12 protein-coding genes are annotated in these 8,643 nt (G+C 37.0%); 9 read left to right on the forward strand and 3 right to left on the reverse strand.

Annotation, left to right across the window (positions count from 1 at the left end):
• Positions 1 to 43 precede the first annotated feature (43 nt).
• Positions 44 to 148: a hypothetical protein gene (locus V7149_RS06045; RefSeq protein WP_438824088.1), complete on the forward strand. Its 105-nt coding sequence runs from the start codon at positions 44 to 46 to the stop codon at positions 146 to 148.
• Positions 149 to 292: 144 nt separating this feature from the next.
• Complete coding sequence (locus V7149_RS06050) at positions 293 to 421, forward strand: GapA-binding peptide SR1P (RefSeq protein WP_335344750.1); 129 nt, start codon at positions 293 to 295, stop codon at positions 419 to 421.
• A gap of 69 nt (positions 422 to 490) precedes the next feature.
• Here V7149_RS06050 and V7149_RS06055 read toward each other — a convergent pair whose 3' ends face one another.
• Complete coding sequence (locus V7149_RS06055; RefSeq protein ID WP_335344751.1) at positions 491 to 1,960, reverse strand: aminotransferase class I/II-fold pyridoxal phosphate-dependent enzyme; 1,470 nt, start codon at positions 1,958 to 1,960, stop codon at positions 491 to 493.
• A 225-nt stretch (positions 1,961 to 2,185) separates the two neighbouring features.
• On the opposite strand from V7149_RS06055, the gene V7149_RS06060 reads away from it, so the two are divergent.
• Positions 2,186 to 3,145 (forward strand): NAD(P)H-dependent flavin oxidoreductase, encoded by a 960-nt coding sequence (locus tag V7149_RS06060; protein ID WP_335344752.1) that lies wholly within the window; start codon positions 2,186 to 2,188, stop codon positions 3,143 to 3,145.
• A gap of 37 nt (positions 3,146 to 3,182) precedes the next feature.
• On the forward strand, positions 3,183 to 3,458 hold the full coding sequence (locus tag V7149_RS06065; RefSeq protein WP_335344753.1) for a UPF0223 family protein: 276 nt from the start codon (positions 3,183 to 3,185) through the stop codon (positions 3,456 to 3,458).
• Between the two features lie 73 nt (positions 3,459 to 3,531).
• Here V7149_RS06065 and V7149_RS06070 read toward each other — a convergent pair whose 3' ends face one another.
• Positions 3,532 to 4,152 carry a YktB family protein gene (locus V7149_RS06070; protein ID WP_335344754.1) on the reverse strand — a complete coding sequence of 207 codons (621 nt, stop codon included), beginning with the start codon at positions 4,150 to 4,152 and terminating at the stop codon, positions 3,532 to 3,534.
• A gap of 238 nt (positions 4,153 to 4,390) precedes the next feature.
• On the opposite strand from V7149_RS06070, the gene V7149_RS06075 reads away from it, so the two are divergent.
• Together V7149_RS06075 and V7149_RS06080 are read left to right on the forward strand one after the other, a co-directional pair.
• Positions 4,391 to 4,585, forward strand: a complete 195-nt coding sequence (locus tag V7149_RS06075; RefSeq protein WP_335344755.1) for a hypothetical protein — start codon at positions 4,391 to 4,393, stop codon at positions 4,583 to 4,585.
• Between the two features lie 274 nt (positions 4,586 to 4,859).
• Positions 4,860 to 5,657, forward strand: a complete 798-nt coding sequence (locus V7149_RS06080; protein ID WP_335344756.1) for an inositol monophosphatase family protein — start codon at positions 4,860 to 4,862, stop codon at positions 5,655 to 5,657.
• Positions 5,658 to 5,698: 41 nt separating this feature from the next.
• On the opposite strand, the gene V7149_RS06085 is transcribed toward V7149_RS06080, so the two are convergent.
• Positions 5,699 to 5,884 (reverse strand): DUF5325 family protein, encoded by a 186-nt coding sequence (locus tag V7149_RS06085; protein ID WP_335344757.1) that lies wholly within the window; start codon positions 5,882 to 5,884, stop codon positions 5,699 to 5,701.
• Positions 5,885 to 6,064: 180 nt separating this feature from the next.
• On the opposite strand from V7149_RS06085, the gene typA reads away from it, so the two are divergent.
• Genes typA through V7149_RS06100 form a run of 3 tightly spaced genes read left to right on the forward strand, consistent with a single transcriptional unit; the run spans position 6,065 to position 8,553 of the window.
• Positions 6,065 to 7,903: a translational GTPase TypA gene (typA, locus tag V7149_RS06090; RefSeq protein ID WP_335344758.1), complete on the forward strand. Its 1,839-nt coding sequence runs from the start codon at positions 6,065 to 6,067 to the stop codon at positions 7,901 to 7,903.
• 24 nt (positions 7,904 to 7,927) lie between these two features.
• Positions 7,928 to 8,245, forward strand: a complete 318-nt coding sequence (locus V7149_RS06095; protein ID WP_335344759.1) for a YlaH-like family protein — start codon at positions 7,928 to 7,930, stop codon at positions 8,243 to 8,245.
• Positions 8,246 to 8,262: 17 nt separating this feature from the next.
• Entirely contained in the window at positions 8,263 to 8,553 is a 291-nt protein-coding gene (locus tag V7149_RS06100; protein WP_335344760.1) for a hypothetical protein, read from the forward strand.
• The last annotated feature ends 90 nt before the right edge of the window (positions 8,554 to 8,643 follow it).

Genomic DNA, 8,643 nt, shown 5'->3' on the forward strand with positions numbered 1-8,643 from the left:
CTCCACACTCCTCGACCCTAAGGACCTCGAAGATGCTGAACATTTGCAACACGCCTTTAAATTGGATAATCGCCACCAAGCAGAAGACTTATGTGAATTTTTTAAGCTCACCTTACCAGCGACTACTTTCCATACCCAATATGAATGAGAAGAACAGGCTGAAAATAGCCTGTTTTATTTCTTAATGTGACATACAATTAACCCTTGATAAAACAATTGTGTTATATTATTATGTAATTAACGATGATTAAGCGTTTTCAAATTGATCTTAATTACAAAGGGGAATGAAAGAATGGGTACAATTGTATGCCAAGCGTGTAATTCTACAATTGATTATTTCGAAGATGAGAAAGTAACAGTTCTATATTCCAAGGCAGATTGCAGCTGCTGTGAGGGAAGCCATCATCAAGAAGAAATATAATAATAAATTTCGTTTATAAATAAAACCTTCCCAATTTATTTCGGGAAGGTTTTTCTTTGAATTTCTTTTCTATCTGATAGCTTTATACTCTTTAATCACTCGCAAATATTTAAAATCATAATCTTCTGGCCCTTGAACAGGAAGGCCAGCTTCCATGTTTGTTTTAATATAAGTAAGATTTTCTTTCGTTATGATTTCTCCCGGAATAAAAATAGGAATACCAGGAGGATAGACCATAATAAATTCTGCAATGATTCTTCCTTCTGATTCATCAAAAGGAACGAGTTCAGTTTCAGCATAGAAGGCATCGCGAGGAGAAACGGCCAATACAGGAATATCAGGCAATAATACCTGAGTATCAAGCTTTTCAGTTAATCCGTGTCTTTCCGCAGATAATTCTTGAAGCGCCTTTACTAACATATCCCCCTCATATTCAGTATCTCCAGGCGTAATAATACAAAGGATATTATATAGGTCAGACATTTCGACTTCAATATTGTACTTTTCACGTAGCCACTTTTCTACATCAAACCCATTTAACCCAAGATCCTTAACAGAAATAATCAGCTTTGTTGGATCATAGCCATGTGCAGCATCAGACTCAAGGATTTCTTCTCCAACACAATAGACATGCTCAATTTCATTTATGCGCCGGCGTATAGACTGTGAAAGTTCTATTGTTTTATCGATTAATTCTTTTCCTTCATTAACTAGGCGTTTCCTAGCAACATCCAAGGAGGCAAGCAATAAATAGGATGTTGATGTTGTCGTAAGCATACTTAGAATGGTCTGTACCCTTTTGGCTGAAACAAGGTTTCCACGCATATTTAATATCGAGCTTTGTGTCATCGATCCGCCAAGCTTATGAACACTAGTTGCTGCTAAATCAGCGCCTGCTTGCATGGCGGATAGCGGTAATTCATCATGAAAATGAATGTGAACACCGTGCGCTTCATCTACAAGAACGGGGACTTGATATGAATGAGCAATTTCAACAATTTTCTTCAAGTCAGCCGAAATTCCGAAATAGGTTGGGTTAATGACGAGAACTCCTTTTGCATCAGGGTGCTGTTCAAGAGCCCTCGAGACAGATTCGGTTGTAATTCCGTGAGAGATCCCAAGTTCTTTATCGATTTCGGGATGAATAAATATCGGGGTTGCACCCGAAAAAACAATCGCTGACATGACTGATTTATGAACATTTCTTGGAACAATTATTTTTTCTCCAGGTCCGCAAACGGCCATGACCATTGTCATAATTGCTCCGCTTGTTCCTTGTACAGAGAAGAAGGTTCTGTCTGCACCAAAAGCTTCTGCAGCTAAATCTTGAGCCTCTTTAATCATACCCTTAGGCTGATGAAGATCATCAAGAGGACCGATATTAATAAGGTCTATTGAAAGTGCGTTGTGGCCAATGAATTCTCTGAATTCGGGATCAATTCCCGCTCCTTTTTTATGGCCTGGTATATGAAATTGAATTGGATTTTTTTTAGCATGTGCAAGTAAGCCGCTAAATAACGGTGTTTCTAATTGTGACAATGTATTTCCACACCTCTTTAATTATAATTTTGCATCACAAAAAGTCATAAAACATTTGAATTATAGCACTATTCCCTTTCTTTGCATAGAAAATTTGATGAGTAATAATCGTATTATTTTTTTTAGGAGAAAATTATCTTATCTTCTTTAGTTTTAGATGTTAACAGGAAAATATAACAGTAAAATAGAAGTTAACATACATAAGGGTTTGAAGGAGGTTTTTTTATGAACTGGAATACAAGAGTAACAGAATTATTAAACATTAAATACCCGATCATACAGGGAGGGCTTGCCCATCTTGCTTACTCAGATTTAGCAGCTGCTGTTTCGAATGCTGGAGGACTTGGACAAGTAACGGCAATGTCATTAGAAAGCCCGGATGCTTTAAGAGAAGAAATTCGAAAAGTGAAGATATTGACGAATCAGCCATTTGGTGTTAATTTTGCCATCGGGCAGCATGGCAGGCCATTTTCACACTATTTAGATGTGGCGATTGAGGAAGAGGTTCCTGTTATTTCGATGACTGGTGGAAACCCAGCTCCCATTTTTGAGCAATTAAAAGGGGTAAATGTGAAAAAGCTAGTTCTCGTTGCGGCAAAAAGGCAGGCAGTGAAAGCTGAAGAGCTTGGTGCAGATGCGGTTATGGTTGTCGGACAAGAGGGGGGAGGTCATTTAGGACGAGACGATATTGGAACGTTCGTATTAACCCCTCAAGTCGTAGATGCAGTTTCCATCCCTGTAATCGCTTCAGGAGGGATTGGGGATGGCAGGGGGCTTATGGCGGCCCTTAGCCTTGGTGCAGAGGGCATTGAAATGGGAACGAGATTTATTGCGACTAAGGAGTGTATTCATGCATCAGACATCTATAAAAAAAGGCTTGTCGAAGGAAGTGAAAATGATACTGTTGTTATTAAAAAAACAATAGGGGCTCCGGCCAGAGTCATTTCTAATTCATGGACAGAGAAAATTCTAGCAATTGAGGAGCAAAATGGCGGCTTTGAGCAATTGAAAGACTTGATTAGCGGGAAGGCTAATAAAAAATATATTCACGAAGGGATAGAGGAAGAAGGATTTGCTTGGGCAGGGCAAGTAATGGGACTAATTAATGATGTTCCAACTGTACAAGAACTATTTAGTCGAATGATCTCAGATGGAGAGAGTATTCGCAAAAAATGGACAATGTAATACATAAATAATGTTTTAGGCAAAAGAGGTGACAGAAATGGAATACCAATACCCAATTGACCCAGATTGGTCAACAGATGAAATAATTGATGTTATTCATTACTTTCAGTTAGTTGAGGAGATCTATGGGAAAGGTGTAAACCGTGAAAAATATTTAGATGCGTATAGAAGATTTAAAGAAATCGTTCCAGGTAAAGCCCAGGAACGAAATATTTGCAATGAGTTTGAAGAGGTAAGCGGCTTTTCAGCATATCATACATTAAAGGCTGTAAAAGAGTCAGAAGCAGGAAAAGAGGTTAGAATTAAGAAATAAAAAAATGTGAATAATGGCATGTGGCCGCCTAAAAAAGCCATAGGGGCCACTGCCTATTTTCTCTCTCTTTTGTTTAAAACATTTTATACAAAGGTATTAATGTTTTAAAAACAGATTCTGCATTTTCAAGAAAAGCATGAGGATCTATTTCTATTGCTTCTTTTCTTGGAATATGTAAGCCGCATAAAATCTCCGTTTTTTTTACTTTTTGTAACCGAATAAACATGTCTTTTAAGTCTTCTTTAGTCAGTTCTCCATGCAGCTGTCCCATCGGTTTAGTGTGATCTGCAGACCAAACAAAGTGTTTAGGAGTTTGTTTATAAATTTTATTTAAATTCTTTTCTAATTTTTTTCCGAAGTCTTCTTTATTAGGAGCTTCATATATAAGAGCAAACCAGATGAAAACATGTGTTTCCCAAAGTCCTATTTGAAAATGAGGCAGCATTTTATAACCCCGAGGATTACTTGCATAGGCAACCCAGGTGTCCTTAGGAGGGTTTACTGTCCGGCGTGCATGTTTGGCTACATGTGGATACATTTCATCTCCAGTCTGAATGGCAAGCATTGGAGCAAAATATTGTCCTAATTCATCAAGTTTTGGTCGTATATGAGTAATTAAGGCCTCCATCCGGTCCTCTAGTCCATCGATCTTAAAAACATCAAAATCTTTATTCGTAAATCCTGAAAATGACATTTGCAACCTCCTCAAAACTAAACAGTATTAATTATCCAAAATACTTAGTCATTATCAAAAAAAATACATTCTGAAATATTGTAGCATACCTGTTCATAAACAAAAACCGCTATGCTTCAGGCATTTTTGTAAATATAGGTATTCACACATATTTGTTGCAACTGACTCAAATTCCTCATATTATAAATAAATAATAGTCAGAAAATTTAAACTAGATTTTTAGAAAGGGGTGATTTTTATGAAACAACTGATGAACACAGTTAAAAACAAAGCAGGCGAAAGAGAACGTACCGCAGTCCTTCGATTAGAATTAGATTACGAACTAGCAACATTATTTGATGCAATGAATGATAAGAATGAAGATTTACAATTGAAAAGTAAACAAAAACTTGAAAAAATCAGACAAGAACTTTTACGCCTTAAAGCACTTTAACTAAAGTGTCTGAATGAAAGAGGTAAAGGGGAAAGAAAATAGAAAATGTATATTGAAATTAGACTTAACCTATAACAACGAACTCCTTCACCAAATTTGGGAGTTCGTTTTGTTGTTTTTTCAATAAACGATTAAATTTATTACTACTGTGAAAGGATAATGCTTGAAGTGTCATTCTGCTTCAATTAAGCTATTGTTATTTATTGTATGATTAATAAATATCCCTTTAGGTGAAATAGCGAGTATGCGGGATGATGGGGAGGGTTCAACCACAATGAATTGGACAGAAATTAATAATTGTGCAACGAAATGGATTAAAGAAGCTGGAGAAAATATCAAAAGGTCCTTTAGTAAAACCCTAGTCATTCAAACAAAAACGAATGCAAATGACTTAGTAACAGATATTGATAAAAGTACAGAGCAATTTTTCATTAAAAAAATAAAGGAAAGTTTTCCCGACCATAAAATCCTAGGTGAGGAAGGTTTTGGTGACAAGTTAAATAATTTAACTGGTGTTGTTTGGATCATTGACCCAATAGATGGGACAATGAACTTCATACATCAGCAGAGGAATTTTGCAATTTCTATTGGAATTTATGAAGACGGTGTTGGGAAGGTTGGTTTAATATACGATGTTGTTCACGATGAGCTTTATCATGCAATGAAGGGGAGCGGGGTATTTCTAAATGATCTACCATTGCCTCCTCTAGAGAAAGTGTCTATTTCGGAAGCCGTTATTGGAATAAATGCCACATGGGTTACTGAAAATAAACGCATTGATCCAGCTCTCTTATCTCCATTAGTGAAGGATGCACGAGGAACTCGTTCATATGGATCTGCCGCTTTGGAGATGGCGTATATTGCTTCAGGCAGGCTAGATGCTTATATCACGATGCGTCTTGCACCATGGGATATTGCAGCTGGGATTATATTGGTTGAAGAACTTGGCGGTCTTGCCACTACATTAAAGGGCGATGCTTTAAGCATGCTTGAAAATAATACAGTTTTTATTTCAAAACCAGGCCTTCATCAGGAAATAATGGAGAAGTATTTAAATAATGGCAAATGGTAAAAAAATGACCGTCCAATAAACTTGGCGGTCGTTTTTTTATCTTATAGAAGTCCGCTTTCTCTCAATTTCTTCTTTGTTTTAAATCCAAAGCCCATTGTCAAAATTAATAATATGATTGCGCCAATAATCCCTGCAACACTTTTTTCAGCAATTGCAACTCCAATTCCCATCATGCATAGTGCGGCCGCAATCGCAAAAGCTAATAATGGCCATTTGATTTGTTTCATTTTATGTAACCTCCCATTTTGGGTGTTTATTTTGCCTCTTATGAAAAACATTGTCTACAAATAATTATTTTACACAAAAACGATTTAAGTTTCCACTATATTTATGATATAATGTCTCAGTTATAGATTTGAAAAAGTGAAATTGATGTTAATTGTTAAATACAGGTAGGAGGAACTTCCTTGAAACTTAGAGAAGACATTCGAAATATTGCTATCATCGCTCACGTTGATCATGGTAAAACAACAATGGTTGACCAGCTGCTTAAGCAGGCTGGCACTTTTAGATCTAATGAGCATGTTGAAGAACGTGCAATGGATTCAGGTGACATTGAAAGAGAACGCGGAATTACTATTTTAGCAAAAAATACCGCGATTCAGTATAAAGATACAAAAATTAATATTCTTGATACACCTGGACACGCTGATTTTGGCGGTGAGGTAGAGCGTATCATGAAAATGGTTGATGGTGTTCTGCTTATCGTTGATGCTTATGAAGGCTGCATGCCACAAACACGCTTTGTTCTTAAAAAAGCATTAGAGCAAAATTTAACACCGATTGTTGTAGTCAATAAAATTGACCGTGATTTTGCCCGTCCAGAGGAAGTAATTGATGAGGTGCTAGATTTATTTATTGAACTGGAAGCAACTGAAGATCAGCTTGAATTTCCGGTTATCTACGCATCAGGTATCAATGGTACAGCAAGTACGGATCCATCTAAACAAGACGAGAACATGCAGGCTCTATATGATGCGATAGTAAATCATATTCCGGCACCAGTAGACAATCGTGAAGAACCTTTACAGTTTCAAGTAGCTTTACTTGATTATAATGATTATGTAGGTAGAATTGGTATAGGACGAGTGTTTCGTGGAACGATTAAAGTTGGTCAGCAAGTGGCATTAATGAAGCTAGATGGTTCCATTAAACAATTTCGGGTAACAAAAATCTTTGGTTTCTTTGGTCTTAAACGCCAGGAAATTGAAGAAGCTTATTCCGGGGATTTAATTGCTCTATCAGGCATGGAGGATATCAATGTTGGTGAGACCGTATGTCCTGTTGAACATCAAGAGGCTTTGCCAATTCTTCGTATCGATGAACCAACATTGCAAATGACATTTCTTGTGAACAATAGTCCGTTTGCCGGCAGAGAAGGTAAATACCTTACTTCTAGAAAAGTGGAAGAAAGACTCCGTTCACAACTGCAGACAGATGTAAGTCTTCGAGTCGATAATACAGATTCTCCAGATGCGTGGATTGTTTCAGGCCGTGGAGAATTACACTTATCTATATTAATTGAAAATATGCGCCGTGAAGGATATGAGCTTCAAGTATCCAAGCCAGAGGTCATTGTAAGGGAAATTGATGGTGTGCGATGCGAGCCTGTTGAACGTGTGCAAATCGATGTACCTGAAGAGCATACAGGTTCTATTATGGAATCAATTGGAGCTAGAAAAGGCGAAATGATTGATATGATTAATAATGGGAATGGTCAAGTACGCTTAATCTTTAATGTTCCAGCCCGTGGGCTAATTGGTTACACAACTGAATTCCTAACATTAACACGCGGTTACGGAATCATCAATCATACTTTTGATAGCTATCAGCCAATGGCACAAGGACAGGTCGGCGGAAGACGTCAAGGTGTTCTCGTCTCCATGGAAAGCGGAAAGTCTTCAACCTATGGGATAATGCAGGTAGAGGATCGTGGAACAATCTTTGTCGAGCCAGGAACGGAAATTTATGAAGGAATGATTGTCGGGGAGCACAATCGTGAAAGTGACCTCACAGTTAATATTACGAAAGTTAAGCAAGCTACAAATGTTCGCTCTGCAACGAAAGAACAAACGACAACAATGAAGAAGCCGCGTATTATGACGCTTGAAGAAGCTTTAGAATATTTAAACGAAGATGAATATTGTGAAGTAACACCAGAATCAATTCGTTTACGTAAAAAAATCCTTGATAAAAATGAACGTGAAAGAATTGCGAAAAAGAAAAAATATGCTGAAATGAGCTAAAAAACTTTTAAGGGGGAGAAGAAAATGGTTGATATAAATGAACGGCTGTCTTTTTTCGCTGCTTTATTTAAAGTGCAAGAAAATTCAAGCTTAGGAATGTGGATGTTATATTTGACCATTATTTTGCTCTGTATTATTGTATTTAAATTAGGTTTTGCGAAAAAATTGCCGTTAGCAAAATCGGCTATTATCTATCTCTTTCTTATTCTAGGGTGTACTGTCCTGACATTCTTTGCAGTATTCCTCCCGATTACAGAAGGCTTAGTAGTTGCAGCATTAATATTAATTATTTACAAAATCCGTCTTCATCAGTCAAAAAAGCAAGAAGGAAAACAGGTGTAGGATGGAGATGATATAATATGAAATCATTACAAGATACTTTGTATAATTGGCTATCGATTAAAGTTGTTATTTTGGAACGGCCAGATGATAAAGCTGCAGCTGAAACAGTAAAAATGTTTGAGGATATGCTAATAGAAGAGCACGGACTATCAGATATTCAAATTGAAAAAGATGAAATCATGTACTATGTTCACTTTGATCAAGACGGAGAAAGAAAAAAATCCCGTTTTCCAATAGAACTTATTGAAGTCATGCTGAATCAGATTAAATCGGAACCTGAAAAATATGTAAATTACCCAGAAGAGTAGGATTTTATATGACAAAAGAGGGAGGCAAAGGCCTCCCTCTTTTGAATTGTCTAACTCCAGCGCCTACCCCCTCGAGGTCACAAGCCAATC

This window comes from Bacillus sp. JJ1503, from assembly GCF_036965125.1.
Taxonomy (GTDB): domain Bacteria; phylum Bacillota; class Bacilli; order Bacillales; family Cytobacillaceae; genus Cytobacillus.